This is a genomic window from Variovorax paradoxus, from assembly GCA_016806145.1.
Classification (GTDB): Bacteria; Pseudomonadota; Gammaproteobacteria; order Burkholderiales; family Burkholderiaceae_C; genus Variovorax.
The window spans coordinates 665,827-692,457 of the sequence record CP063167.1; the positions used below are offsets into that span (position 1 = coordinate 665,827).

The 26,631-nt window shown below is 70.5% G+C and carries 23 protein-coding genes, 1 pseudogene and 1 riboswitch; of the genes and pseudogenes, 17 read left to right on the forward strand and 7 right to left on the reverse strand.

The genetic code is table 11. The annotated features are described in order from the left end of the window. Positions 1–13 precede the first annotated feature (13 nt). The 10 genes and pseudogenes from INQ48_34055 (at position 14) to INQ48_34100 (ending at position 9,800) form a co-directional block, all read left to right on the forward strand. Positions 14–520: a flavin reductase family protein gene (locus INQ48_34055; GenBank protein ID QRF62552.1), complete on the forward strand. Its 507-nt coding sequence runs from the start codon at positions 14–16 to the stop codon at positions 518–520. A 62-nt stretch (positions 521–582) separates the two neighbouring features. Then, positions 583–1,569 carry a tripartite tricarboxylate transporter substrate binding protein gene (locus INQ48_34060; protein ID QRF62553.1) on the forward strand — a complete coding sequence of 329 codons (987 nt, stop codon included), beginning with the start codon at positions 583–585 and terminating at the stop codon, positions 1,567–1,569. 46 nt (positions 1,570–1,615) lie between these two features. Then, the gene (locus INQ48_34065; GenBank protein ID QRF62554.1) at positions 1,616–2,614 is read left to right on the forward strand and encodes a CoA ester lyase; all 999 of its coding nucleotides are present in this window, start codon (positions 1,616–1,618) and stop codon (positions 2,612–2,614) included. Between the two features lies 1 nt (position 2,615). Next, positions 2,616–3,824: a CoA transferase gene (locus INQ48_34070; GenBank protein QRF62555.1), complete on the forward strand. Its 1,209-nt coding sequence runs from the start codon at positions 2,616–2,618 to the stop codon at positions 3,822–3,824. A gap of 31 nt (positions 3,825–3,855) precedes the next feature. Then, positions 3,856–4,854, forward strand: coding sequence for a CoA ester lyase (locus INQ48_34075; GenBank protein ID QRF62556.1), 999 nt, complete (start codon positions 3,856–3,858; stop codon positions 4,852–4,854). 36 nt (positions 4,855–4,890) lie between these two features. After that, positions 4,891–5,781, forward strand: a complete 891-nt coding sequence (locus INQ48_34080; protein QRF63070.1) for an IclR family transcriptional regulator — start codon at positions 4,891–4,893, stop codon at positions 5,779–5,781. 115 nt (positions 5,782–5,896) lie between these two features. After that, positions 5,897–7,042: pseudogene (locus INQ48_34085) on the forward strand (alpha-hydroxy-acid oxidizing protein). A 116-nt stretch (positions 7,043–7,158) separates the two neighbouring features. Beyond that, complete coding sequence (locus INQ48_34090; GenBank protein ID QRF62557.1) at positions 7,159–8,127, forward strand: tripartite tricarboxylate transporter substrate binding protein; 969 nt, start codon at positions 7,159–7,161, stop codon at positions 8,125–8,127. 55 nt (positions 8,128–8,182) lie between these two features. After that, the gene (locus INQ48_34095; protein QRF62558.1) at positions 8,183–9,076 is read left to right on the forward strand and encodes a TauD/TfdA family dioxygenase; all 894 of its coding nucleotides are present in this window, start codon (positions 8,183–8,185) and stop codon (positions 9,074–9,076) included. Between the two features lie 13 nt (positions 9,077–9,089). After that, positions 9,090–9,800 carry a 4-carboxy-4-hydroxy-2-oxoadipate aldolase/oxaloacetate decarboxylase gene (locus INQ48_34100; GenBank protein ID QRF62559.1) on the forward strand — a complete coding sequence of 237 codons (711 nt, stop codon included), beginning with the start codon at positions 9,090–9,092 and terminating at the stop codon, positions 9,798–9,800. A gap of 40 nt (positions 9,801–9,840) precedes the next feature. On the opposite strand, the gene INQ48_34105 is transcribed toward INQ48_34100, so the two are convergent. The 6 genes from INQ48_34105 to INQ48_34130 all read right to left on the reverse strand — a co-directional run bounded on the left by INQ48_34105 (position 9,841) and on the right by INQ48_34130 (position 16,353). Beyond that, a complete protein-coding gene (locus tag INQ48_34105) occupies positions 9,841–10,026 on the reverse strand; it encodes a hypothetical protein (protein QRF62560.1) in 186 nt (61 codons plus the stop codon). A 59-nt stretch (positions 10,027–10,085) separates the two neighbouring features. Then, entirely contained in the window at positions 10,086–10,952 is an 867-nt protein-coding gene (locus INQ48_34110; GenBank protein QRF62561.1) for a nucleotidyl transferase AbiEii/AbiGii toxin family protein, read from the reverse strand. Beyond that, positions 10,949–11,554 carry a type IV toxin-antitoxin system AbiEi family antitoxin domain-containing protein gene (locus INQ48_34115; GenBank protein ID QRF62562.1) on the reverse strand — a complete coding sequence of 202 codons (606 nt, stop codon included), beginning with the start codon at positions 11,552–11,554 and terminating at the stop codon, positions 10,949–10,951. Before INQ48_34115 ends, INQ48_34110 begins: the two co-directional genes overlap by 4 nt. Positions 11,555–11,837: 283 nt before the next feature. After that, positions 11,838–13,301: a tannase/feruloyl esterase family alpha/beta hydrolase gene (locus INQ48_34120; protein QRF62563.1), complete on the reverse strand. Its 1,464-nt coding sequence runs from the start codon at positions 13,299–13,301 to the stop codon at positions 11,838–11,840. A 169-nt stretch (positions 13,302–13,470) separates the two neighbouring features. Beyond that, positions 13,471–15,099: a thiamine pyrophosphate-binding protein gene (locus INQ48_34125; GenBank protein QRF62564.1), complete on the reverse strand. Its 1,629-nt coding sequence runs from the start codon at positions 15,097–15,099 to the stop codon at positions 13,471–13,473. A gap of 18 nt (positions 15,100–15,117) precedes the next feature. After that, positions 15,118–16,353 (reverse strand): MFS transporter, encoded by a 1,236-nt coding sequence (locus tag INQ48_34130; GenBank protein QRF62565.1) that lies wholly within the window; start codon positions 16,351–16,353, stop codon positions 15,118–15,120. A gap of 144 nt (positions 16,354–16,497) precedes the next feature. Here INQ48_34130 and INQ48_34135 point away from each other — a divergent pair, with 144 nt between their 5' ends. Continuing rightward, positions 16,498–17,292 carry a helix-turn-helix transcriptional regulator gene (locus tag INQ48_34135; protein QRF62566.1) on the forward strand — a complete coding sequence of 265 codons (795 nt, stop codon included), beginning with the start codon at positions 16,498–16,500 and terminating at the stop codon, positions 17,290–17,292. A gap of 16 nt (positions 17,293–17,308) precedes the next feature. Here INQ48_34135 and INQ48_34140 read toward each other — a convergent pair whose 3' ends face one another. Beyond that, positions 17,309–17,914, reverse strand: a complete 606-nt coding sequence (locus tag INQ48_34140; protein ID QRF62567.1) for a class I SAM-dependent methyltransferase — start codon at positions 17,912–17,914, stop codon at positions 17,309–17,311. Positions 17,915–18,036: 122 nt separating this feature from the next. Between INQ48_34140 and INQ48_34145 the strand changes: the two genes are divergently transcribed. From INQ48_34145 to INQ48_34170, 6 genes are all read left to right on the forward strand, one after another. Then, on the forward strand, positions 18,037–20,340 hold the full coding sequence (locus tag INQ48_34145; GenBank protein ID QRF62568.1) for a GAF domain-containing protein: 2,304 nt from the start codon (positions 18,037–18,039) through the stop codon (positions 20,338–20,340). Between the two features lie 91 nt (positions 20,341–20,431). Beyond that, a riboswitch (cobalamin riboswitch) is annotated at positions 20,432–20,658 on the forward strand. A gap of 99 nt (positions 20,659–20,757) precedes the next feature. Next, the gene (locus INQ48_34150) at positions 20,758–22,935 is read left to right on the forward strand and encodes a TonB-dependent receptor (protein ID QRF62569.1); all 2,178 of its coding nucleotides are present in this window, start codon (positions 20,758–20,760) and stop codon (positions 22,933–22,935) included. Positions 22,936–22,964: 29 nt separating this feature from the next. Further along, on the forward strand, positions 22,965–23,849 hold the full coding sequence (locus INQ48_34155; protein ID QRF63071.1) for an ABC transporter substrate-binding protein: 885 nt from the start codon (positions 22,965–22,967) through the stop codon (positions 23,847–23,849). Continuing rightward, complete coding sequence (locus tag INQ48_34160) at positions 23,846–24,847, forward strand: iron ABC transporter permease (GenBank protein QRF62570.1); 1,002 nt, start codon at positions 23,846–23,848, stop codon at positions 24,845–24,847. Before INQ48_34155 ends, INQ48_34160 begins: the two co-directional genes overlap by 4 nt. Beyond that, positions 24,844–25,584 (forward strand): ABC transporter ATP-binding protein, encoded by a 741-nt coding sequence (locus tag INQ48_34165; protein QRF62571.1) that lies wholly within the window; start codon positions 24,844–24,846, stop codon positions 25,582–25,584. The genes INQ48_34160 and INQ48_34165 overlap by 4 nt, the downstream gene beginning before the upstream one ends. Positions 25,585–25,595: 11 nt before the next feature. Next, entirely contained in the window at positions 25,596–26,609 is a 1,014-nt protein-coding gene (locus tag INQ48_34170; GenBank protein QRF63072.1) for an LLM class flavin-dependent oxidoreductase, read from the forward strand. Positions 26,610–26,631: the final 22 nt, after the last annotated feature.

Genomic DNA, 26,631 nt, shown 5'->3' on the forward strand with positions numbered 1-26,631 from the left:
CGAGGAGCACCCCATGGAAGCCAGCGCCTACAAGCAACTCATGAAGCATCACGCGGGTGCGCCGGTGGTCATCGCCACCGGCCGGCCCGGCGAGCGCACCGGGCTCACCGCCACGGCCTTCTGCTCGCTGTCGGATTCGCCGCCCACCGTGCTGATCTGCGTCAACCGCGGCGCGAGCGCGCACCCGGTGATCGAACGCACGCGCGCCTTCTCGGTGAACCTGCTGCGCGACGGCCAGGCCGACATCGCCGCGCGCTTCGCGGGCATGACCGGCCTGAAGGGCGAGCAGCGCTTCGAGGGCGGCGACTGGACCGTGCAGCAGACCGGCGCGCCGGTGATGGCCGATGCGCTCGCGAGCCTCGACTGCGAGCTGCTGCAGGCGCACGACCACGGCACGCACTCGGTCTTCATCGGCCTGGTGCGCGAGGTGCACAGCGATGGCGGCGCCGATCCGCTGATCTATTTCCGCGGCAGCTTCAGCGCGCTGCGCGAGCGCGCGCCGGCGGCCTGCGCGGCCTGAATGCGCCCGGCAACCCGCCGGGAATCCGACGACGAGCGACGACAAAAAAACAGGAGACAGCCATGAAGAGAAGAACCCTGCTGCAGGCAGGCGCCGCGGCCGCCTGGCCGCTGATGCACGCGGGCGCCGCGCGCGCCGAGGCCGGCTACCCGAGCAAGCCGGTGCGCATCCTCGTGCCCTACACCACTGGCCAGTCGGCCGACCTGTTCGGCCGCATGGTGGCGATCGAACTCGGCAAGCTGTGGCCGCAGCAGGTGTTCATCGACAACAAGGGCGGCGGCGCCAGCATCCCCGGCATGCTCGCGGGCCGCAATGCCGCGCCCGACGGCTACACGCTGACGGTCGGCGGCAGCGGGCCGATGGCGATCAACCCCGGGCTCTACGGCAAGAAGCTGCCCTACGACCCGCTGGCCGATTTCATCCCGGTGCACGGCCTGTTCCTGTCGCCGCTGGTGGTGCTCGCCCATCCCGCGGCCGGCATCGATTCGTTCAGGCAGCTGGTCGAGTTCGCGAAGCGCAAGCCCGGCGCCGAGAAATGGGGCGTGGCCGGCCTGGGCACCTCGCCGCACCTCGCGGGCGAACTGATCAAGGCCAAGGCACAGATCGACGTGGTGGCCGTGCCCTACCGCGGCAGCGGCGTGATGCTCAGCGACCTGCTGGGCGGACAGGTCACGCTGGGCGTGGACACGGTCTCGGCCGCCATCTCCTACGTGCGCAGCGGGCAGCTCAAGGCGCTCGCCGTCACCTCGGCCAGGCGCGTGCCGCAGCTGCCCGACGTGCCGACCGTGGCCGAGAGCGGCTTCCCGGGCGTCGAGGCCGTGGGCTGGGCCGGCTTCCTGCTGCCGCTGCACACGCCGCCGGCCGTGGTCGCGGCCGCCGAGCAGGGCATCCACCGCGTGATGTCCGACCCCGCGATCCAGGAGGCGATGACGCAACGCGGCGCGCTGCCCGACCTGCGCGGCGGCGGTGCCTTCGGCGCCTTCGTCAAGGCCGAGGTCCCGAAGTGGACCGAGCTGATCGTCGCCAACGGCATCAAGGTCGACCAGTAGGCCGGCTGCATCCCCACACACCCCTTCATCCGCCACAGGAGCCTTCGTGTCCGCCACCCTCACCCCGCCGCGCCGCCAGCGCCTCCAACGTTCCGAACTCGCGGTGCCCGCCACCTCGGAGCGCTTCTTCGCCAAGGCCTGCGCGAGCGATGCCGACGTCGTCTTCCTCGACCTCGAGGACGCGGTGGCCGACGCCTTCAAGGACCAGGCCCGGCGCCAGGCCGTCGAAGCCCTCAACGCGCTCGACTGGGGCCGCAAGAGCATGGCCGTGCGCATCAACGGCCTCGACACGCCCTGGGCCCTGCGCGACCTGGTCGAGATCGCGAGCGAGTGCCCGCGGCTGGACATGGTGCTGCTGCCCAAGGCCGGCACCGCCTTCGACGTGCAGTTCGTGGCGCAGGTGCTGACGGCCATCGAGCGCGAGAAGGGACGCGACAAGCGCGTGGGCATCGAGGTGCTGATCGAGACCTCGCAGGGCGTCGCGCATGCCGAGGAGATCGCCGCCTCGTCCGACCGGCTGGAGGCGATGATCTTCGGCGTCGGCGACTACACGGTCGACATGCGCACCAACGATTTCGTGTTCGGCACGCCGAGCGAGCGCTATGCGGTGCTCACCGCCCCCGACGCGCAGGGCCTGCGCCACCGGCACTGGAACGACCAGTGGCATTTCGCGCTCGCGCGCATCGCCAATGCCTGCCGCGCCTACGGCGTGCGCGCCATCGACGGCCCCTTCACCGACTTCAGCGATCCCGAGGGCTACCGCGCCTCGGCCACGCGCTCGGCGGCGCTGGGCTTCGAGGGCAAGTGGGCCATCCATCCCTCGCAGGTGGCGATCGCCAACGAGGTCTACTCGCCCTCGGCCGGGCAACTGGCCTGGGCCGACAAGGTGCTCGGCACGCTCGAAGCGGCCGCCGCGCAGGGCAACGGGGCCATCGGCGAGAAGGGCGTGCTGATCGACCTGGCCCATGCCAAGCTCGCGCGCTCGCTGCAGCAGCGCCAGGCCACGATCGACCGGCACACGGGCGGCAACGCCGATCGGCGCTGAGATGGCAGAGACTCCATCCGCCCCCCTGGCCGGCGTGCGCGTGCTCGACATCGCGACCTTCGTGGCCGCGCCCTTCAGCGGCACCATCCTCGCGGACTTCGGCGCCGACGTGATCAAGATCGAGCAGCCCGAGGGCGGCGATCCGCTGCGCAAGTTCGGCACGCCCACGGAATGCGGCGACACCCTGGTGTGGCTCAGCGAGGCACGCAACAAGCGCTTCGTGACGCTCGACCTGCGCGTGCCCGAGGGCCGCGAACTGTTCCTCCAACTGGTGGCGCAGTCCGATGCGGTGCTCGAGAACTTCCGCCCCGGCACCATGGAGCGCTGGGGCCTGGACTTCGAGACCTTGCGCCAAGCCAATCCGCGCATCGTGCTGCTGCGCGTGAGCGCCTACGGCCAGACCGGCCCCTACCGCGAGAAGCCCGGCTTCGCGCGCGTGGCGCACGGCTTCGGCGGGCTCTCGCACCTCGCGGGCATGAGCGACGGGCCGCCCGTGGTGCCGGGCTCGACCTCGCTAGCCGACTACATCTCGGGCCTGTGGGGTGCGCTCGGCGTGCTGCTGGCGCTGCGCGTCGCCGAACGGACCGGCGAGGGCCAGGTCATCGACGTTTCGCTCTACGAATCGATCTTCCGGCTGCTCGACGAACTGGTGCCGGCCTACGGCAAGTTCGGCGAGGTGCGGCAGCGGCTCGGCGCCGACGTGCCGCACGTGGTGCCGCATGGCCACTGGCAGACGGCCGAGGGCAAGTGGGTGGCGCTGGCCTGCTCGAGCGACAAGATCTTCGAGCGCCTGGCCCACCTGATGGAGCGGCCCGACCTGGTCGCGCCCGACCGCTTCGCGACCAATGCGCAGCGGCTCGAGGGCCGCGCCGAGATCAATGCCGCCATCGCCGGCTGGATCGGCCGGCTCGAACTGGCCGAGGCGGTGACGCGCTGCGACGCGGCCGGCGTGCCCTGCGGGCCGATCATGGCGATCGACGACATCTTCGCCGACCCGCAGTACGCGGCACGCGGCAACCTGCAGCGGGTACAGGACCCGCGCGTGGGCGAGCTCGTGGTGCCGGCCGCCGTGCCGCGGATGTCGAAGACGCCGCCGCTGCTGCGCCACCTGGGCGGCGCGCTCGGCGCGCACACGCAGGAAGTGCTGGGCGAACTGCTGGGCCTCGATGCCGAGGCGCTGGCGCGGCTGCGTGCCGCCCATGCGCTGTGACCCGATCTCCTTTCATTCACGACAAGCGCTCATGCATTCCACGCCCGTTCATCCCTCGGCCGCACTGTTCTCCGGCGAGACGCTCGTTCCCGCGCTCGCGCCCTGCGAGCACTATGCGGGCAGCGAGAAGCTGATCCACAAGGCGCTGCAGCTGCAGGCCGAACTCGGCCCGGTCTTCGACCTGACCTGCGACTGCGAGGACGGCGCCGCGGCGGGCGAGGAGAAGGCGCACGCCGAGATGGCCGCGCGCGCCATCGCCTCGGACGCCAATCGTCACGGCCGGGTCGGCGCGCGCGTGCACGATGCCTCGTCGGCCTTCTGGCGCGCCGACGTCGACACGCTCATCGGCGAGGCCGGCGACCGCCTGGCCTACCTCACGCTGCCCAAGGCACAGCGCACCGCCGACGTCATCGCCATGCTCGAACACATCGAGCGGCGCCGCGTTGCGGCCGGCCTCGCGCGCGCCATCCCGGTCCATGTGCTGATCGAGACCCACGGCGCGCTGCGCGACGTGTTCGAGATCGCGGCGCTGCCGGGCCTGGAGGTGCTCGACTTCGGGCTGATGGATTTCGTCAGCGACCACCAGGGCGCGATCGGCTTCGAGGCCATGCGCAGCCCGGGCCAGTTCGAGCATCCGCTGCTGGTGCGCGCCAAGACGCGCATCGTGGCTGCGGCGCTCGCCAACGGCCTCGTGCCGGCGCACAACGTATCGCTGACGCTGCGCGATCCGCTCGCCACGCGCAACGACGCCTACCGCGCGCGCCACGAGTTCGGCTTCCTGCGCATGTGGAGCGTGCATCCCGATCAGATCCGGCCGATCGTCGAGGCCATGGCACCCGATGCGAGCCAGGCCGAGCGCGCCGGCGCGATCCTGCTGGCGGCGAGCGAGGCGCAGTGGGGGCCGATACGGCACGAGGGCGAGCTGCACGACCGCGCGAGCTATCGCTACTTCTGGAGCGTGCTGCGCGCGGCCGAGGCCGCGGGTGTCGCGCTGCCCGCGCAGGTGCGCGAGCGCTTCTTCGCGGGCTGACGCGGCACGCGGCGAATAATCCGCGTCTTCGCCGCGATCGATGTCCAGCCCGGAACGCCGCGCAGGCGCATCGAAGGAACACGAGCGGTGAGAAGTTCGCGCAGCCCCCAGCCCTCCGTCTCCCACGGCACGCAAAGCATCGAGCGTGCGCTGCGCATCCTGCGCGAACTGGCCGCGCGCGGCGAATTCGGCTGGCGGCTGTCGGACCTCGCGGCGCGCTGCGAGGTCGACAAGGGCACGGTGCACCGCGTGCTCTCGTGCCTGGTGCGCGAGCGCTTCGTGCAGCAGCGCAGCTCCGACAAGCACTACTTCCCCGGCCCGATGCTCTACGAGCTCGGCCTCTCGCTGCCCGGCTACGCGGCCTTCCAGCAGGCCTGCGAGCGCCGCATGGCGAAGCTGGCGGCGCAGACCGAGGCCATCGCCTGGCTGATCCTGCGCAGCGGCAACGAGTACGTCTGCGCGGTGCGCCAGGGCTCGCTCGAGCTGCGCGGCCTGATGGTGCACGCGGGCACGCGGCGGCCGCTGTTCACCTCGGTCGGCGGCGTCGCGATCCTGCAGACCCTGCCCTCGCTCGAGACCGAGAACATCCTCGCCGACAACATGCAGCAGGAGATCGCGCAGCGCGGCAGCGGCCGCCTCGACGCGCTCGAGAAGATGCGCGACCGCTCGCGGCGCCATGGCTTCGGCGTCAACCTCGGCGACGTGGTGACCGGCGTGCATGCCTTCGCGGTGCCGGTGTGCGCCGACAACGGGCGCGCGATGGCCGCGGTGTGCCTCACCGGGCTGGCCGAGCAGTTCGGCGAGCCGAAGCTGGCCGAAGTCCGCGCGGCGCTCGACGAAGTGGCTGCGGCGGTGGAGCAGGATGCGCGCGAATTGCTCGGCGGCGTCATGCACATGGATCACATGAGCGCGAACGCCGAGCCTTGAGCACCGACGCGCGGCGCTACAAGTTCAAACTGTGAAACTCCGCTGCCCGGCCCTATGGGCAGCGAAAAGACCGCTCGATATTCTCGATCGCAGAGACAACTCACGACGAGAAACGATGAACGTGGACACTGCGGTCAACCTCGAGGACCTGCGCTCGATGGCACGGCGCAAGCTGCCGCGGATCGCCTTCGATTTCATCGACGGCGGCGTGGACGACGAGGACTGCATGCGGCGCAACCGCGAGGCCTTTCGCCGCTTCCAGCTGGTGCCGCGCTACCTCGTCGACGTGTCGCGGCGCGACCAGTCCACCGAACTGCTGGGCCGGCGCCATGCGAGCCCCTTCGGCATCTCGCCCACGGGCCTGGCCGGGCTGTTCCATCCGGGTGCCGACGAACTGCTCGCGCAGGCGGCCAAAGCGGCCGACGTGCCCTTCCTGCTGTCGAGCGCGAGCAATGCCTCGGTCGAGACGGTCGCGAAGCTTGCGCCCGAGCATGTCTGGTTCCAGATCTACGGCACGCGCGAAGAGCGCATCAACCTCGATCTCGTCGAGCGCGCACGCGACGCCGGCGTGCGCACGCTGGTGGTGTCGGTCGACGTGCCGGTGAACTCCAACCGCGAACGCAACCGGCGCAACGGCTTCTCGCGCCCCTTCCGGATGACGCCCGGCGTGGTGCTCGAAGCGCTCGGCCATCCGGCCTGGGTGCTGCGCTATCTGCGCAGCGGCGGCATCCCGATGATGAGCAACTGGGCGCCCTATGGCCGCGCCGGCGCCTCGGCGGCCGAGGTCGCCGACCTCTACGGCACGCTGACACCGGCGCCCATGATCACCTGGCGCACGCTCGAGCGCATCCGCGCGGACTGGCGCGGCCCGCTCGCCGTAAAGGGCCTGCTGCATCCCGACGATGCGCGCCAGGCCGCGGCGCTCGGCGTCGATGCGATCGTGGTCTCGAACCATGGCGGGCGCCAGCTCGACGTGGCGCCCACGCCACTCGAGATGCTGCCCGCGATCCGCGCGGCGGTCGGCGAGCGCGTGGAGCTGCTGCTCGACAGCGGCGTGCGTCGCGGCTCCGACATCGTGATCGCACGGTGCCTCGGCGCGCGCTTCGCACTGTTCGGCCGGCCCACGCTGTTCGGCGCGGCCGCAGGCGGAGCGCGCGGCATCGCGCGTGCGCTGCAGATCGTGCGCAACGAGATCGACATGGTGCTCGCGCAGATCGGCTGCGCCTCTTTCGACGCGCTCGACGCTCGCCATCTGCGCAGTGCGGGCGCCGAGGCCTTCGCGAACCCATCCCCTCCCCTGCACGCCATGCCGGCGGCCAACGGCACCGCCTTCGATCCACCCAGGGCGGCGACCTCACAACCATGAAGGAGACAGCGATGACCTCACTCTTGCGCCTCGCGCGGCGGCTCGCCGCACTGCCGCTGGCCTTCGCGCTGACCGCCGGCGCGCTGGCCCAGGGCTATCCGAACCGGCCGATCAAGATCGTGGTCGCCTACCCGCCCGGGCAGAGCACCGACATCGCCACCCGCTACTTCGCGGCCAAGCTCTCGGCCGCGCTGCACGAGGGCGTGGTGGTGGAGAACCGGCCCGGCGCCTTCGGCAACATCGGCACCGCCTATGCGGCGCGCGCCACGCCCGACGGCTACACGCTGATCATGGGCGCCTCGGGCACGCATGCGATGAACCCGGCGCTCTACGACAACATCGGCTTCGACGCCGAGAAGGACTTCGACCCCATCGTCGCGACCGCTTTCATCCCGATGGTGATCTCGGTGCATCCCTCGCTCGGCGTGCAGACGCTGCCCGAACTCATCAAGCTCGCGCGCAGCCGGCCCGACAAGGTCGACGTGGCGCTGCCCAGCGTCACGGCGCAGCTGGTGCTCGAGATGATCCGGCGCCAGAACGTGCCGCTGTTCTCGATCAAGTACAAGGGTTCGGGCGAGGCGATGACCGCGCTGCTGGGCAACCAGGTGCCGGTGCTGATCGACACGGTGGCGGCCTCGCGCGCGCAGTTCGGCAGGATCAAGCCGCTGGCCGTGACCTCGGCCAAGGCCATGACCGCGCTGCCCGAGATCCGGCCGGTGGCCGAGCAGGGCCTCGAGGGCTTCAGCGTGGTGGCCTGGAACGCGCTGATGGCGCCGCGCGGCACGCCGGTGGAGGTGCGCGAGCGGCTGGCCGCCGAGATGCGCAAGATCCTCGCGCTGCCCGAGACCGCCAAGGCCCTGCACGAGCTCGGCTTCGAGCCCGCGCCGCCGATGGACCACGCCCAGCTCGTCGCCTGGCTGCGCTCGGAGCGCCTGACCGACGCCGAGATCATCCGCAGCGCCGGCATGAAGGCCGACTGACGCGGCGCCCCTCTTTCCCCTTTTTCTTCTTTCATACACACCCAGGAGACATCCCATGACAGTGCTCGCGCAAGAACTCAAGGTCCGCCCGCTGCATTCCGATTTCGTGATCGAGATCGACGAGCGCATCGAGGACATCCTCGCCAATCCCGACGCCATCGAGCAGGTGCGCCGCCTGTGGCAGGACGCGCCGGTGATCGTGTTCCCGCGCCAGTCGCTCGAGGAGGCCGACCAGGTGCGCTTCACCGAGCAGTTCGGCCACTGCGAGAGCGCCAACCGCAAGGACATCCAGTCGCCCTACCACGACGAGATCATCTACTTCAGCACCCTGCGCTATGCCGACGGCCGCTTCGTCGGCGGCTTCGCGGGCGGCGACGACGTGGACTGGCATTCGGACCAGACCTTCCGCGTCAAGCCCGCCACCGGCGCCATGCTCTACGGCCTCGAGGTGCCCAAGGGCGGCGGCGACATCTACTGGGCCGACCAGTACGGCGCCTGGGAGCGGCTGCCCGCCGACGTGCGCGCGCTGATCGACGGCCGCACCGGCACCTACCGCTATGCCAAGCGCATGGCGATCATGAACACGCTCGAGCTCAAGGACAAGGAAAGCGCCCAGGCCAGGGAGATGGCGAAGCTGCCCGATGCCTTCCACCCGGTGGTGCTCACGCATCCGCTGACCGGCCGCAAGGCGCTCTATGCCGACCCGACCACGCTGGTGGCGATCGAGGGCCTGAGCGAGGCCGAGAACGCGCGCGTGCTGCCGCTGCTGTTCGAGGCCGGCGGCAGCGCCGAACTCGTGTACCGCCACAAGGTGCGCAACGGCGACCTGATGATGTGGGACAACGGCTGCACCATGCACCGCCGCGACGAGATGCAGCTCAACCAGCCGCGGCTGATGAAGCGCACCACCTTCCGTCTCGCGGCCGACGCCTACTGCGTGCCGCACTGAACCGGGAGCGACCGTGAACAGCTCCAGAGTGTTCCTGCGCGTCAATCGCGTGGAAGCCGCCCTGTGCGCGAAGGCGCGCGAGGCCACCGTGTCCGACCTGCACGAGGCGGCCGCGCCACGCGGCATCGGCGGCCTGATGTCCAGCCGCATGCGGCCGATCCAGAAGGGCGCGCGCATCGCGGGACCGGCCGTCACGGCCTTCTGCGCGCCCGGCGACAACCTGATGATGCACCGCGCGCTCTACCTCGCGCAGCCCGGCGACGTGCTGGTGGTGGTCTGCGACGCCGAGACCTCGGGCGCCCAATGGGGCGACATGGCGGCACGCTATGCGCTGCGCAAGGGCCTCGCGGGCGTGGTGGTGCAGGGCTGCGTGCGCGACACCGACACGGTGGAGGCGCTGGGCCTGCCGGTCTGGTCCACCCACGTCCTCTCGATCCATCCCGACAAGTGCGGCCATGGCTTCGTCAACACGCCGGTGGTCTGCGACGGCGTGCTGGTGCAGCCGGGCGACCTGGTGATGGCCGATGGCGACGGCGTGGTCTGCGTGCCGCGCCGCGACGCCGGCGAGGTCGTCGAGGCCGCGCTCGCGCGCATGCGCAAGGAAGAAGAGATGGCGCGCGCGGTCGAGCGCGGCGAGGCCGTGTGGGACCTGGGCGGCTCGGCGGCGAGCTATGCGGCGATGAGCGTCGAGGAGATTGATGCGGCGTTCGATGACGTGCGCTGAGTGAAGGCGTCGCCGGTGCTCGCGACCAGGCGTTCAGGTCTTAGCCATGACTCAAGCTGCGCGAGCAGTCCATGTGACAGATTGCCAAGGATGGCGAAAACCACCGCAGCATGACTTGTGCAGCAAAAAAGTGACGCACCGCAAAAGCGACATCGCGGCGCGCCCCGGCAAGCTCACGCGCGCGCTGCGCGACATAGTTATCCAAAGACTCGTTCAGTAAGTACATGACCGAACTCGGACGCTGGCGCCGCCGCGGGGTGGAAGCTGACCGGCACGTGCCCCTGCTCAAGGAGCGTGAAGCGATCCAGCTTTTCGCATGTCCGGCCCGAGCCGGCCGCGCAGCAGCACGACCACGTCGACCAAGGGGCGCGATGGCATGTCGTTTTTCTTGAGGAACGCGTGCCATAGCGCCTGTCGGGATGGATCATTTGCGTACTCATCGCTCAAGCCCACCGGCAACGACCTTGGCACCGCCATGCCGCGCCGCATGAACGTCGCGGCAATGGCATTGGCCAACATGTCGTCATCCAGGTCCTCGCGCTCCAGCAAGACCATCAGGTCCAGGTAGTCCTTGAGACGACTGTTGGTCATGCCCAGCACGACGATCGCATGAAGCTTCTCGGAAACAACGGTATAGGCCGGATAAGTGCGAAGGCGAGGCGCCGGCAGATCGGCGATGAGGACGGGATAGATCGCATCGGCGGGTCCTGGCGTGATGGCGTCGCCAAAGCCGACGTCGATCTGCGTCTTGCAGCGAGCGCGCGCCACGTCGGCATCGATCAAGACCCGCGCCCCGGCATAGCCGGCATCTTTGCGAATCTCCGAGACCCTGATCGAAGCCGGATCGAAGCTGATGCCATCGTCCACCCGCACGCTCGCGATATCACGGAAGGCCTGGGCCATGGACGCCAGATCGCTGGCACCGAAACCGAGCAGATCGGCATCGCGCGTCGCGCGGTGCGGCATGTCGTACCAAAGCGTGAACAGCAGCGCGCCCTTGAGCACGAAGCGATCGGCATGCACCGACTCGCCAAGGCGGTAGAGCATGCGTTCCAGGGCGAAGCGCACCAGCACCTGGTTGAAGTCGACGCCCTGGGCCTTGGCGATGTTGAGCAGGCGCGCTCGCACGGAGGCCGACAAGTCCTTGCTCACTCGATGGCCTCCAGGTAGGGACGCATCACATTGGCGACGCGGCAGATCCTCGCGTAGTGCCAAAGCTCGTCCGCCGACGCCTTGCGCTGGGCCCGCGCATCTCGAAGGGCTTCGAGCGCCACATCCAGGCCGATCTTGTTGCGGTGCTTGAAGCAATCCACCACGGTCTTGGCCACGCCGTAGACACGCAGTGGCACCTGGTCTCGCTCGACTACCTCGATGCCCGCCGAATAGGCTTCGCCGGAAACCTGGACCATCTTGAGCGGCGGGTAGGCGATCCTCGGGACATGGCTGCCGCGCGGCATTGCGATCCAGACCTGGCGCGGCAGCTGCGTGGTGAGCTCATGGAACTGCAGGGCGGTGAGCAGGCAGAACACGGCCTGGGGAACCTTGGTGGCGATCGCCGCAAGGCTCTCATGTTCGGAGCCTCCCGGTTCGGGCAGGCGGTAGAGACCGCGTCCCACCTTCTCCAGCAGGCCTGCATCCGTCATGCGCGTCAGCGCCACACGGGGCGTATTGGTGGCGTCCAGATCGCTGGCGCGGAGCATCCCCTTGCGCCGGAGCAGATCGAGAATTCGTTGAGCGTGGGTGTCCTGGCGCACGGTGTCCGCAGTATGTTCCTTTTTTTCGTTATTTTCTACTATTTGACGAAATTAAGGAACATCCACAAAGCTTGCCGATCCGTGCGGGACGACCGTGCCCGAGGCCTGAACAAGCGCGCTGTCCAGCCCCCCGGACCACGCGCGAAGTGCGCCTGAACGACGCCGGGCAGTTGCTGCTGCGGCGCAGCGCGGCGCTCGTGAATCTCGCCTGCCGCATCCAGTCGGAGTTCGAGGCGCTCGCGCCGCCACGGTGCTGAGCGCTGTGCCCGACCGGTGTCGCCCCTCAGGGCGCCGCGACACACCTCCAAGCAATCAAATCCCGCGCCGTCGGAATCTCCCCCGAAGCATTGCGCGCCAGCGAAGGCGCGCCACCCCGCGCCTGGTCGTCGTGCACCCAGCGGTCGAGATCGGCCAGCGCGTTCCAGTTCAGCTGCAGGGGCGTGAGGCCGAGCCGCTTGAGCACGGCATTCGTGTTGTAGAAGCCGTGGCTGTAGTCCTCGACGAAATAGGCGCGCACGGTGTTGCGGATGTCGCCGGCCGCGACCTGTCCGCCCGCGGGCAGGCCGTTCAGCTGCCTGACGAATTCGCCGGCCTGCGTGCAGGGCACGAGGAAGTCGGAGGTGCCCTGGTAGATCACGATCTTTTTGCCCTTGCCGCCGTCCCGCTTCTGCCGCGCCGACATCCGCAGGAAGGGCACGAGCTCGTCGGGCCGCACGTTCCACACCGGGGCCAGCTGGTCGAGCAGCCGGTGGTAGCCGTCGTAGTCGGCGCCCGATTCGATCGCGACGTCGGCCAGGTAGCGTGAGGTCGCGCCCAGGCCGTCGCTCAGGGTCTGGGGCGACACGTCCTGGCCGAACAGGCTGGTGAGCATGGCCGAGGCGCTGGCCCAGTTGGTCGTCCAGTCGTTGACGGTGTCGGGCACCTGCAGGGTCTTCAGCAGGTTGGTCTCGTCGACCGGCGGCGCACCCGCCACGATGCCGTCGTAGGCGTCGGGCCAGTTGGCGATGGCCTTGAGCGCCTGGCGGCCGCCGGTGGAGATGCCGACGAAGTAGGTGTCGGTGGGCGCCGCGCCGGTGAGCTTCTTCAGCAGGTACAGGCCGACGTCGAGCGATTTCTTGATCGAGTCCTGCCCGAAGTTCTTCACCATCTCCTGCTTCGCGACATCGGAGAGCTTGCGGCCCGGGCGCACGAAGTCGGGATCGAAGGCGCCGTTCGAGCCGTCGGCACCCGCGTCGCTGAGCACCACGGCATAGTTGGCCAGCGCCATGCCCTGCAGCGGCAGCGCGAACTGCTGGCTGGTCTGCGTGCCCGCGGCGACCACGTCGGACTTCCAGGCGAAGCCGCCGCCGCCGAGCTGCACGAACTTCCCGTTCCACTGCGCCGGGATGTAGATCTGGTAGTTGATGTCACGCACACGGTAGCTCGGGTCCTTCACGGCCGGGTCGACGCCGCCGGGCGAGGTGGGCTGGATCGTGCCCTTGACCAGGCAGTAGGCCGGCAGCGCGAGCCAGACCTGCTGGACGGACGTGACCTTGAAGCCGCCGGTCTTCGGCGAGGGAAAGCGGCTGCCGCGAAAGCCGTCGAGCACGGCGTCGCCGTACTGCGAACCATCGAGCTGGTTCGAGCAGGTGCGCACGAGGGTGTTGGAAATGTCGTTGGCCGCCTGGGCCCACGAGGCGAGTGCGCCGCAGGCCAGCGCCACGAGCAGCGAGCGGATGCACCGCGCGAGGTTCTCTGTCTTGGTCAAGATGTGTCTCCAACGTGATCGGTTCGAATTCACAAGACCCCACGCCTGAGCCGGAGCGGGGACCACGCCTTCTTCCAGAGGCGGTGAAATTCTTGATCGCGCTGGAATGGACCGCACTATCCCTGCGGCGCCAATCGAATGACTTCGGGCGCCCGTGGCCCGCGACGCCTCAAGCCTCGCGCCGGATCTGCGGCGCGGGCAATCCCTCGATCATCACGTTGAGGCAGGCGGGCTTGCCGCTGGCGAGCGCGCGCCGTGCCGCGTCGGGCAGTGCATCGGCCTCGGTGACGAGTTCGCCGTGCGCGCCGAAGGCCTGCGCCACCGCGTCGTAGCGCGTGGGCTGCAGCTCGCAGCCGATCAGCCGCTCGGGCCCGTAGTCGCGCAGCTGGATCTGGTATTCGGCGTTCCAGCGCGCATCGTTGCCCACCACGGCCACGAAGGGCAGGCGGTGCCGGATGGCGGTGTCGAACTCGGCGATGTGGAAGCCCACGGTGCCGTCGCCCATGACGGCGATCACCGGCGCCTCGGGCTGCGCGCAGCGCGCGCCGAGCGCATAGGCGAGTCCCGCGCCAATCGCGCCCGCCACCCCGTTGTTGACGCGGTGCGGCGCGCTCAGGCAGGCCATTGCCCACTGGCCGATCTCGCCGCCATCGCAGACCAGCACCGACTCGGGATGGCTGTCGAGCAGCGCTTGCAGCGGCCGCAGCATCTGCACCGGATGCAGGCGCTGCGGCAGCGAGGCGCGCGCGTCGTCCCAGGCGGCGGGGCGGTAGGCCAGCCATGCATGCGCTTCCCGCAGCCACGACGGATCCCTGGCGCCAGCCGCGGCCGCTGTCAGCGCCCGCATCGCCGGCCAGGCATCGGCCTGCGCTTCGGTGCGCAGGCGCTCGCCGAGGGCACGGCGGCTGCGCGCGAGTTCATCGGCATCGGGATCGATCTGGTGGACCCGTGCATCGGCAGCCAACGCGGCGCCGAACTTCAGCGTGAAGTCCAGCCGCTTGCCCAGCAGCAGCACGCAGTCCGCGCGCGCCAGCAGCTGCGCGAAGGCGCCGAGGCTCGCATCGCCGATGCCGCGCGGGCTCTCCATGCCGGCGACCGGCACGCCCGTGGCCTGCTCCAGCGCGGCGATCAGCGCGCGCCCATCGCGCGTGAGGCAGGAGGGGCCCGCGAGGATCAGCGGACGCTCGGCCTCGGCGAGCTGCCGGGCCAGCTCGGTCGCGAGCGCCGGGTCGAGCAGCCGCGGCTCGGGCGCGAAGGCTTCCGGGCCGAAAGCGGGCACGGTGGCCGCGCCCTCGAGCACGTCGCTCGGCAGGCTCAGGTGCACCGGGCCGGGCCGCCCCGACTTCGCGATACGGATGGCCTTGGCGACATCGCCCGCCACCGCGTCGGCACTGGCGCAGCGCCACGCGGCCTTGCAGACCGGCTCGGCCATGTCGGCCTGGCGCATCTCCTGGAACGCGCCCTGGCCCAGCTGCTCGTTGGGCGCATGGCCCGACAGCAGCACCACCGGCGCCTCGGCCATATACGCGGTGTAGAGCGCGGCCACGGCGTTCGCATGGCCGGGACCGCCGGTGACGAGCGCGATGCCGACCTCGCCCGACACTCGCGACCAGGCATCGGCCATGTGCACGGTGCTGGCCTCGTGGCGCACGTGCACGAGTTCGATGACCGAGCCGAAGGCCGCGTCGAACACCGGCATGACGTGGTTGCCCGAGAGGGTGAAGATGCGCGCGACGCGGGCCGCGCGCAGGCATTCGATCAGCGCATCGGCGCCGCGAAAGGTTCGGGTGGAGGGCATGCGGCGGACAAGGGGGAGCTAGGACTTGCGCGATTTTCCGGGCAACAGCGCCGCGACCACGCCGAGCAGCGGCAGGTAGGCGATCGCCTGGTAGACGAAGGCGATGCTGGTGTGGTCGGCCAGCAGGCCCAGCACCGCGGCGCCCAGGCCGCCCATGCCGAAGGCGAAGCCGAAGAACAGCCCCGAGACCATGCCGACCTTGCCCGGCATCAGCTCCTGCGAGTAGACGAGGATGGCCGAGAAGGCCGAGGACAGCACCAGCCCGATCACGATGGTCAGCGTGGTGGTCCAGAACAGGTCCGCGTGCGGCAGCAGCAGCGCGAACGGCGCCACGCCCAGGATCGACACCCAGATCACCGGCTTGCGGCCGATGCGGTCGCCGACCGGCCCGCCGAGCACCGTGCCGACGGCCGAGGCGAACAGGAAGAAGAACAGGTGCAGCTGCGCGCTCTGCACCGTGAGGCCGAAGCGGTCCATCAGGTAGAAGGTGTAGAAGCTGCTGATGCCCGCCACGTAGAAGTACTTCGAGAAGATCAGCACCAGCAGCACCGTGATGGCGCCCAGCACCACGCGGCGTGGATAGGGCGACTCGACCGCGGCCTTCTTGCGCGCGCCGGCCGTGACGTGATGGAAGGCATACCAGCGGCTCACCTGCAGCAGCAGGCCGATGCCCAGCAGCGCGGCCAGGCCGAACCAGGCCACGCTGTGCTGGCCGAAGGGCACGATGACCGCCGCCGCGAGCAGCGGCCCGATCGCCGTGCCGAGGTTGCCGCCGACCTGGAACACCGACTGCGCGAGCCCGTGCTGGCCGCCCGAGGCGAGCCGCGCGATGCGCGAGGACTCCGGATGGAAGATCGACGAGCCGAGCCCCACGAAGGCCGCGGCCAGCAGCACGATGCCGAAGCTGGGCGCGAAGGCCAGCAGCAGCAGGCCGATGAGCGTGGCCGTCATGCCGATCGGCAGCGAGTAGGGCTGCGGACGCCGGTCGGTGAACAGGCCGATCAGCGGCTGCAGCAGCGAGGCCGTCAGCTGGTAGGTCAGCGTGATCAGGCCGATCTGCGCGAAGCTCAGCGAGAACGCGCCCTTGAGGATCGGGTACATCGCGAGGATCAACGACTGCATCATGTCGTTGACCATGTGCGCGCTGCTGATGGCGCCCAGGATGCCGAAGGCCGGCTTGGCCTTCGCGGGACTGGCGGCGGCGCCAGCGGGCGTGGCCTGGGATTCGAGGGAAGCGGTCGCGGAGGGCGGCATGGGGACTTTCACACGGGGGAGACGGGACCGGCCGGCACGAGGGGCGCGAGTTCGGGAGGAACGGGCCGCCGGCGCCCCGGAATTATGGGAGGATGCGCCTCGCCTGTCTTGCGCCAACCGACCAACACCTTTCGCAAAAAGGACATGAACCTCCCGCGCCGTCCCAAGTCATTGCCCGAGGTGCTGCGCGAGATCGAGGGCGAGTCCTCGCCGATCGCGGGTCGCGCCACGGACTACCCCGCCGGCTGGCACATCCGGTCGCACCAGCACACCAAGCACCAGCTGATCTATGCCCTGCGCGGCGTGATGGTGGTGCAGGCCGAGGCCGGCCGCTGGGTGGTGCCGCCCACGCGCGCCATCTGGATGGCCGCGGGCATGGCGCACGAGATCCGCTGCGTCGGCGAGGTCCACATGCGCAGCCTGCTGGTGAAGCCCGAGGTGGCGCCGAAGACCTTGACCGCGACCCAGGCCGTGGGCATTCCGCCGCTGCTGCGCGAGCTGATCCGCGCGGCGATGGAAGTGAAGCAGCCCTATGCGCCCGGCACCCGCGACGGTCGGCTGATGCGCTTCATTCTCGACGAGCTGCGCAGCCTGCCCGTGCTGCCGCTGCACCTGCAGATGCCCGCCGACCCACGGCTGTTGCGCATCTGCGAACGGCTGCAACAGCATCTGGAAGATGCCTCCACCCTGGCCGACTGGGCCGGGCGGCTGTCGCTCGACGTGAAGACCATCCAGCGCCTGTTCACGAAGGAGACCGGCATGACCTTCGGCCAGTGGCGCCAGCAGGCCCGGCTGCTGCGCGCGCTGGAGCTGCTGGCCGACGGCGAGAAGATCATCGACATCGCCCTGCGCCTGGGCTACGACAGTCCCGGGGCCTTCGCGACCATGTTCCGCAAGCACTTCGGGCAGACGCCGAGCCAGTTCTTCGCCGAGCCCTGAGCGGGCGCGCCACGGGTCAGGCGTCGGCGCACTCCAGCGCGAAGGTCGGCACCTCCGCCTGGCGGCTCAGCCACACGCCGCCGCCCATTTCCTTGAAGCCGCGCGTCAGCCCGCGCCGGTACACCTGCGCGCGGTGGCGGAACAGGCGCGGGTCGCTGAGGTCCTCGTCGACCACGTCCTGCTCGAAGTCCTCCTGCGTCACGGCCTCGAGGTAGAGCGCGCCGGCGCTGAGCGACCCCAGGTTGCGCAGCGCGCGCTTGAGGTCGGAGGGTTCGAGGTAGGCCAGCACGCCCTGGCAGATCACGAGGTCGAAGCGCTCCCTCGCGCGATAGTCGACCACCGAGCCCCGCTCCCAGCCGTAGCGCTCGCACAGGTACTCGCTGAACTCGACGCCGTGGTAGCTGGCCTTCGGAAAATGCAACGCGATGGCATCGCGCCAGTGGCCGATGCCGCAGCCCATGTCGAGCACGCGCCGCACGGGCACGCGCAGGTACTTGAGGTACGAACAGACGAAGGCCGCGAGGCGCTCGGCGTGCTGCGGGTCGACCACCTTCGTTTTCTTGTCGAAGTAGTAGCGCCGGTAGTAGGCCTCGTCGAAGGTCGCCGCGTCGGCAGATTGCATGCAGGTTGTCTTTCAGGAAGTGCGGGCCTGCTCGCGAGGCCCGGCGCCATTTTCGCCCCGGAACCCGCCCGCGCCCCACGGTAAAGCCCGACCGGCGCCCGCCCGGCCTCAGGCAAAATGCCATGTCCCCTCCCCGCGCCCGGCGCGGTCCGTGGCTCCCTCACCTCACTCACGCGCAAGACGCCCACCGCCCCTTGGAACGGCCGCCCCACTCCACGTCCACGCAGCCCGTCACGCTGGCCAACTGCGACAGCGAGCCCATCCACATCCCTGGCCTCGTGCAGCCCCACGGCGCGCTGTTCGCGTTCGATGCCTCGACCCTCACGCTGACGCGCGTCAGCGCGAACGCCCGCGAGCTGCTCGGCGACACGGCGCCCGCCCTGGGCGAGCGCCTTGCGGCCGACCATTTCATGGGCGACGCGCTGGTGCACGAGGCGCTGCACGAGGCCAACGGGGTGGCGGTCGATACCGACGAGGGGTCGCCGATCAACCTCGAGGTGAGTCTCGGCGAGCGCCGCTTCGACCTGATCCTGCACCGCATCGGCTACGAGCTGGTGGCCGAGTTCGAGGCCCGCGACGCCACGGCGGACGCGGTGTCGGACTTCGCGCTCAAGGCGCACCGCGCGATGGACCGGCTCAAGCGCCAGGGCTCGATCGACGGCCTGCTCAATCTCTCGGTGGAAGTCGTGCGGCAGCTCACGGGCTTCGACCGCGTGATGGCCTACCGCTTTCGCCACGACGACAGCGGCGAGGTGGTGGCCGAGCGTCGCCACGAGGCGCTCGAGCCCTTCGTGGGCCGTCGCTATCCGGCCAGCGACATCCCGGCGCAGGCGCGCCGGCTCTACGTGATCAACACCCTGCGCCTGATCGCCGACGTGCAGTCGACGCCGGTCGGGCTCGACGTGGCCGACCCGCAGCTGCCGCCGCTGGACATGAGCCACTGCACGCTGCGCAGCGTGTCGCCGATCCACATCGAGTACCTGCGCAACATGGGCGTGGGCGCGTCGATGAGCATCTCGATCGTCATCAACGGTCAGCTCTGGGGCATGCTGGCCTGCCACCACCGCAGCGCCCACCAGGTGCCCTACGCCATCCGCATGGCCTGCGACGTGCTCGCGCAGGTGCTGGCCTCGAACGTGCAGAGCCTGCTGGCGCGCGAGCAGGCGGGCCGGGCCTCGAGCGCCGCGCAGCTGCGCGGCTCGCTGATCGAGGCGGTGCTGCATGCCGAGGACACCTTCAGCGCGCTGATCGGCCTGGCGCGCCCGCTGGCCGACGCCTTCGACGCGCAGGCGGCGGTCATCGCCGAGCAGTCGCGGCTGCACGTGGACGGCGACATGCCCCGCGAGGCCGCGGCGGCGCTGATGCAGTGGCTCACCGCCTCGACGAACGGCGACCAGATCGTGGCGCTGCACACGCGCGAGCAACTGCCCGAGAACCTGCGCTCGCTGGCCGGCGTGTGGTGCGGCTTTCTCGCGCTGCGCTTCGACGCGATCGACAACGGCTGGCTGGTGCTCGCGCGCAAGGAACAGATCGAGACCATCAACTGGGGCGGCAAGCCCGAGAAGCACTACGTGAGCGGCCCGCTCGGGCCCCGGCTCACGCCGCGCGGCTCCTTCGACGTCTGGAAACAGACGGTGCGCGACACCAGCGTGCCCTGGGGCGCCAACGATCTCGACTTCGCGCGCCAGCTGCGCGACGAGCTGATCCGCGCCAGCGCGGCGCGGCTGGCCGACACCTACAAGGCCCGCACCGAGCTGCTGGCCGTGCTGGGCCACGACCTGCGCGACCCGCTGCAGTCGATCACGATGGCCGCCAAGCTGCTCGAACGCAGCCTGCCCGACGGCAGCAACGCCGGCGCGCGGCTGGGCCAGCGCATCCAGACCTCGAGCAGCCGCATGGCGCGGCTGATCGGCCAGGTGCTCGATGCCTCGCGGCTGCAAAGCGGCATGGGCCTGCAGATGGTGCCGGTGCAGATCGACCTGGCGCGGCTGCTGGAGGACGCGGTCGACGAGTCGCGCACCGCCTACCCCGGTTCGCAGCTCGAGCTCGAGGCACCCAAGACGCTGCCCGTGCTGGCCGACCCCGACCGCATGGCGCAGCTGGTCGGCAACCTGGTGAGCAATGCGCGCCACCACGGCCTGCCCGGCGAGGCGGTGCACCTGCGGCTCGAACAGGTCGACGCGCACGTGGTGTTCAGCGTGGCCAACCGCGCACCGCCGATCGACGCCGCGCTGGTGCCCGACTTGTTCAGCGCCTTCAAGCAGCGCAGCGTGCCCAACGAGCGCAACAAGGGCGGACTGGGCCTGGGGCTGCACATCGCGCAAGCCATCGTGCGCTCGCACCGCGGCAGCATCGGCTATGCGCATGTCGACGGCTACGTGGTGTTCACCGTGCGGCTGCCCCAGGTTCCCGCGCCCGCGCCCTGAGCTTTCTCGCGCCCGACGGCGCGCAAGCCGCTCCTATAATCTCGCCCCGCCGGCCGATGCAAACGAAAGCATCACCCAAGCCGGCGCGCGCGAAGGTGCGCCGGTTGCAGGACCGGCGTTAAACGGGAAGCAGGTGACGGGTCCTCCGGACCCCAGTCCTGCGCTGCCCCCGCAACGGTCGGCGGATTCGCGGTCCTCACGGTCGATGCCCTCGCGGGCATCGCAGCCACTGTGCCCCGGCATGGGAAGGCGAGGATCGCGGCAACGGCGCATCTCCCGATGCACCGCTGCGCTCCGCAAGCCCGGATACCGGCCTTCGCCTCGTTCGGTCGCTGCGGGAGTGCAGGCAAGCCGTATCGGTCACGCATGGGCGCGGGGCCGGTCGCTGGCGGGTCCCCTCGGCGTCCGGTTGTTCTCATGGCCCGCGGGAGCGCGGGCCCGAAGGAAACCCTCGTGCGCAACTTCTCCCGGCGCGGCCGCGTCAGACCCCACCAAGCCCTCATCGGATCCGGCGTCATGCTGCTCGCCTCGGTCGCCTCGGCGCAGGACGCCGAGGGCTCGCTGCCGCCCACCACCGTCAGCGACCGCAAGACCATCTCCACCGCCACGCGCCAGGAGGCCGACACGCTGCGGCTGCCCTTCGCCACCTATTCGGTCGAACGCGCGCAGCTCGACGCGGTGGGCGCCGTCACGCTCGAGGACACGCTGCGCAGCGTGCCGGGCCTGCAGTACGGCACGCAGGGCAACTACTACTCGCGCTTCGAGACCCGCGGCCTGCGCGACACGCAGGACGTGCTGGTGCTGATGGACGGCGTGCCGCTGCGCCTGCTGCAGGGCAATGCCGACATCACGCTGATCGCGCCCGACCTGGTCGACCGGCTCGAATTCATCAAGGGCCCGGCCTCGGCGCTCTATGGCAAGAACGCGATCGGCGGCGTGGCGCAGTTCTTCATGAAGCCCGAGCGCGCGGGCGGCAGCCTCACGGCCACCATCGGCAGCTACGGCCGCCTCGACGGCAGCCTGCGCTACCGCTGGGACTTCGAGCGCGGCAATCTCTACGTGGGCGTGGCCAACAGCGACTACAACGGCTTTCAGCGCGATGCCGGCCGCGCACAGTCGGCCGTGCTGGTCGGCGGCGACTTCGCCGTCACGCGCCACTGGACCACCGGCTTCCAGCTCTACGACACGCGCGTGCGCGGCGACCGCGGCTCGATCGTGCCGCTGGTCAACGGCAAGCCGATCTTCGGCATCACATCGCGCGACAACTACGGCATTCCCGACTCCTACGTCACGGGCGACTACCAGTCGTTCTCGTGGAAGAACCGCTTCGAGCTCGGCGCCGGCTGGTCGATCAACCACCTGAGCAGCTTCGCGCGCTACAACCGCTTCTTCGCCGGCGGCATCACCATCGTTCCGCCGTCCGCGGCCGTGAGCAAGGGCTATTCCGAGAGCTACACCGCCGACCGCGGCGTCTACCACGAGCTCGCGGCCACGCACCTGATGGCGGGCAAGGGCTGGAGCAACGAGTTCCAGGCCGGCTTCAACCTCGAGCGCGGCTGGCAGGGCCTCGACTCGCCGAGCTTCAGCAACGCGCCCACCTACCGCGGGCCGTTCTACGACATCCCCGTGAGCAACGTGCGCAACGATCCGCGCGGCGTGCGCGGCAGCATCACCTCCTCGCGCTTCGACCAGGAGGTGCGCAGCGTCTACCTGCAGGACCGCTTCGAGTACGGCCCGGTCGGCTTCACGCTGGGCGTGCGCCACGACCGCTTCGAGCAGACGCTGGGCCGCACGGGCACGCAGGTGATCTCGGCGCAGCAAGGCAGCCACACCAGCCCGCGCGCCGGCGTGGACTGGCTGTTCCTGCAGGGCGATGCCTCCTCGCACGCCGTGTTCGCGAACTGGAGCGAAGGCTTCCGGCCGCAGGCGGTGGCGCTCAACACGCGCGGCGGCGTGATCGTGCCCGACATCCTGCGGCCCGAGATCACGCGCAGCAAGGAAGTCGGCCTGAAGGGACGCGCGGCGGACGACCGCTGGAGCTACCAGCTCAGCCTGTTCGAGGCCGAGAAGATCGACGGCCAGCGCTCCTACCGCAACGGCCCCGACTCCTTCGTCTTCAGCAACGCGACCTCGCGCACCAAGGGCATCGAAACGCAGTTGCAGTTCCAGCTCACGCCGCGCTGGAACGGCTACCTGCACTACACCTGGCAGGACGCGCGGCTCAAGGACTTCCAGACCTACACCGACAGCGGCGCGCGCAGCACCAACTTCGGCGGCTACCGCGTGCGCATGTCGGCCCACAACATCGCGGGTGCGGGCCTGACCTATGCGCACGGCGCCTGGGCCGTGACCGGCACCGCGAGCTACGTCGGCAGCCGCTACCTCCGCGACAATGCGGTCAATCCGCAGAAGCTGCCCGGCTACCTGCTGCTCAACGTCGCCGTGGCCTATCGCGTCAATCCTTCGCTCACACTGCAGGCCGGGGTGAACAACCTGACGAACAAGTACTACATCGCCGACGACCTGTCGGCGCAGGAAGCCGGCAACGCCGGTGCACCGAGGACGGTGTTCGCCCGCGCGCGCTACACCTTCTGAGCGTGAACCGGCGCGACGCGATTCTCGGCATGGTGTGCATGACGGCCGTTCTGCCCGCGGGCGCCGAGCAGGCGCCCCCGGGCGGCTTCCCGCGCGAGCTCGTCGATGCGCTGGGCCGGCGCGTCGTCGTGCCGCGCGCGCCGCAGCGCATCGTGGTGGTGTTCCCGAGCAACGTCGAGCTGGCCTGGGCGCTGGGCCTGGCCGACCGCGTGGTGGCCATCGGCGGGCGCGTGCGCTGGCCCGAGGGCGCGCGCGCCAAGCCCAGCATCGGCGGCGCGCTCGGCTACTCGGCCGAGGCGGTGGCCGCCTTCCAGCCCGACCTGCTCGTGGTCACGCCCTCGCACCATTCGGCGCTGTCGCTGGTCGATGCCTTCGACCGCGCGAAGCTCCCGTGCGTGGTGCTCGCGCATCCCGACCTGCCCTCGGTGTTCCGCAACATCGACCTGCTCGGGCGCGCGACGGGTGCCGACGAACAGGCCCGCCGGGTGCGCGAGGACATGCAGGCGCGGCTGGCCGCGATCGAGCGCCGGCTCGAGGGCGCGCCGCGCCGCAGCGTCTATTTCGAAACGGCGGCCGCCGCGCGCGGCGCCTTCCAGACCGTGGGCACGGGCCACTATGCCAACGACGCGCTGGGCTGGGCCGGCGGACGCAACGTGTTCGCCGACCTGCAGGGCGCGGCCCAGGTCAGCGCCGAAGCGATCTTCGCGCGCGACCCCGACGTGATCGTCTCGCTGCAGCAGGTGCCGCGCGATCCGGCGCTGATCGGCCAGCGCCCCGGCTGGCACACGCTGCGCGCCGTGCGCACGAACCGCGTGGTCGTGCTCGAGCGCGGCCACAAGCTGATTCCCGGCCCGCGCCAGATCGAGGCGGTCGAGCAGTACGCACGCGCGCTGCATCCGGAGCGCTTCGCATGAGGCACGCCACCGACGGCCGACGCGCATCGGCGACCACGGTCTGGCTCGTGCTGCTCCTGCTGCTGGCCGCGGCCGTGGTGCTCGCGCTGAGCGTGGGTGCCGCCACGGTCTGGCCCACCCAGTGGTGGGGCAGCGACACCCTGCAGGCCGAACTGGTGCGCGTGTGGCGCGCGCCGCGCGTGGCCGGGGCCTTCTTCGTCGGCGCCTGCCTGTCGCTGGCGGGCCTGGTGTTCCAGGGCGTGTTCCGCAATCCGCTGGCCGAACCCTACCTGCTCGGCAGCGCCAGCGGCGCAGCCGTGGGCGCCGCGGTCTCGCTGCTGCTGCCGGCGCTGGTGCCCACCGCGCTGAGCCTGCCGGTGCTGGCCTTCGCGGGCGCCTGGGGCGCGAGCTGGCTGGTGCTGCTGGCCGGCAGGCTCGGCGGTGGCTGGCAGAGCAACCGCCTGCTGCTCGCCGGCGTCGGCCTGGCCGCGATCCTGGCCGCCCTGCGCAGCCTCATCGTGATCGTGTTCGGCGACGAGTCGACCAACCTGCGCGCCATCATCTCGTGGCAGCTCGGTGGCGTGCAGACGCCCACGAGCGGCGAGATCGCCGTGCTCGCGCCCGTGCTGCTGGTGCTGGTGCTGCTGGTGCGCGCGCTGGGCCGCGGCCTCGACGCGCTCGGCCTGGGCGAGGACACGGCCCATGCGATGGGCGTGCGCGCCGCCTCCTTCTCGGCCCGTGCCGTGCTCGTGGCCTCGCTCGCGACCGCACTGGCCGTGAGCTGGGGCGGCCTGATCGGCTTCGTGGGCCTGATCGTGCCGCACGTGATGCGCTGGTGGATCGGCCCGCTGCATGCGCGGCTCACCGTTCCATGCGCCATCGCGGGCGGCGGCCTCATGGTGCTGGTGGATGCACTGGCGCGCTCGGCCATGGCCCCGAGCGAGATCCCCGCGGGCCTGCTGACGGCGCTGATCGGCGGCCCCTTCTTCCTCGCGCTGCTGCTGTGGAGGCGCGGATGACGGCCGACGCCCTGCGCCTCGACGGCCTGCGGGTGCAGGCCTCGGGTCGCACCCTGCTCGACGGCATCGACCTTGCGATCCCCGAGCGCGGCCTGTTCGGCATCGTCGGCCCCAACGGCTCGGGCAAGACCACGCTGCTGCGCGCCGCGCTCGGGCTGGTGCGCCCGCGCGAGGGCCGCATCGCGCTGCTCGGGCGCGCGCTCGACCAATGGAAACCGGCCGAGCTCGCGCGCCACCTCGGCTATGTCGCGCAGCACGGCGAGAGCCATTGGGACCTGACGGTGCGCGAGATGCTGCAGCTGCAGCGCCCGGGCCGCGCGCCCGATCCCGCGCTGGTCGCGCGCTTCGAGCTCGACGCGCTGATCGACCGGCGCCATGCCTCGCTGTCGGGCGGCGAGCGTGCCCGCGTCGGCGTGGCGCGCGCGCTCGCGCACGACCCGCGTCTGCTGGTGGCCGACGAACCCGCGGCCCACCTCGACATCCCGCACCACCACCGCCTGATGGCCCTGCTGCGCGACAGCGCACGCACGCGCGCCGTGCTCGTGGTGCTGCATGACCTGCATGTGGCCAGCACCTGGTGCGACCAGCTCGCGCTGCTCGGCCAGGGCCGGCTGGTGGCGACCGGATCGCCCGACGAGGTGCTGCGCGACGAGCGCCTGGCGCAGGCCTATGGCCCGGGCATCGCCGCCTTCTCTAGCGGCGGCCTGCGCTTCTTCACGGCCGCGCCCGCGCCATGACGGCATCGGCATTGCGCATCGACCTGGCCGGCTGGTCGCGCGAGGCCACGCTCGGACCGTCGCGCGAGTTCTTCGCGTTCTTCGAGGAGGCCGAACGGCTGGGCTTCGAAAGTGCGTGGTTCCATGAATTCCGCCTGCTGGCCGAGGGCGGCCCCTACCCCTCGCCGCTGCTGCTGGCGGCCGCATTGCTCGCGCGCACCGAACGCCTGCGCATCGGCGTCTCGGCGCTGGTGGTGCCGCTGCACCATCCGCTGCTGCTGGCCGAGGAGATCGCGCAGCTGGGGTTGCAGAGCGATGGCCGCTTCGACGCGGGATTGGGGCGTGGCACCGACGCATCCACGCTGCGCGCGCTCGAGATCAATCCGCAGCAGACGCGCGAGCGCTTCGCGCAGGGCTGCCGCCTGGTGATCGCGGCCCTGCGCGGCGAAAGCGTGTCGTCGAACGAAGGCCCCTGGCGCTTCGATGCGCAGCAGATCCGCCACCTCTCGACCTCGGCGCCGCCGCTGTACATCGCGGGCTCGACCGAAGAGACGATGCGCTTCGCCGTCACGGAGGACCTGCCGCTGCTGCTGAGCCTGGAGCCACCGGAGCCGGCGCAGCTCGCGCATGTGGAGGCGGCCTTCGCTTCGCTCGGCGGTGAAGCGGTGGCGTCGCGACATGCTTCATTGCTGGCGCGCTCCTCGCTCTCACGCTACGTCTGCATCGGTGCGACCTTGGCCGAGGCACGGCAGCAGTTCGACGAGCTGCTGCCCCTGCTCCACCGCCGGCGCGAGCATTTCGCGATCCTGCGCGGGCAGGCCCCCGGCACCTTGGCGATGCGCGATCCCGCCGAGGTGCTGCGCACGCAGGCGATCGTCGGCGATCCGGCTTCGTGCCTGGAACAGATACAGGCGCTCACCGCGCGCACGGGCATCCGGCAACTGCGCTGCGTCTTCAATGGCAACGGCGTGCTCGATCGCGCGGCGGCCTTGCGCGGAATGCGGTTGTTCGCGCAGGAGGTGCTGCCGACGCTCAAGCGGGGCTGAAGGAAGCGCCTTATCCTCCCGC